Origin of the sequence: Streptomyces albidochromogenes (assembly GCF_005981925.1) — a bacterium.
Classification (GTDB): domain Bacteria; phylum Actinomycetota; class Actinomycetes; order Streptomycetales; family Streptomycetaceae; genus Streptomyces; species Streptomyces albidochromogenes.
In genome coordinates this window covers 1-398 of record NZ_VBVX01000779.1, presented here as the reverse complement: position 1 = coordinate 398, position 398 = coordinate 1, and the positions used below count along the sequence as shown (strand labels likewise).

At 74.4% G+C, this 398-nt stretch carries 1 protein-coding gene; it reads right to left on the bottom strand.

The annotated features are described in order from the left end of the window. The coding region (locus E2E34_RS35165; protein WP_138905816.1) for a GntR family transcriptional regulator at positions 1-300 on the bottom strand (300 nt) is incomplete at its 3' end. Between the last annotated feature and the right edge of the window lie 98 nt (positions 301-398).

Sequence of the window (398 nt, the reverse complement as noted above, 5' to 3'; positions counted from 1 at the left end):
GGGGGTGGCCGGCGCGGCCCGCCGCGCGACCCGGGTGCCGGAACCCTGGCGGGCCGTCAGCCAGCCCTCCGCGACGAGTTCGGCGTACGCGTCGGCCGCCGTGTTGCGGGCGAGCCCGAGGTCGGCGGCGAGCGACCGGTACGGCGGCAGCCGCGTCCCCGGGGCGAGCCGCCCGCTGTGGATCGCCTCCCGCAGCGCCCGCGTGAGCACCGCGCGGCGACTGCCCGTTCCGGCGGTCTCCAGCTCCAGGTGCAGGTCGCTGCCCAGCTCCTCCGCCGCATTGACCCATGATTCCGCCACTGGAATGCACCCCTTCTCCGGTCGCCTGTGCGCCTAGATTCGTATCCATGACGACGACAGAGATCAAGCAGACGCCCGCCACCCCCACCCGCCTCAAC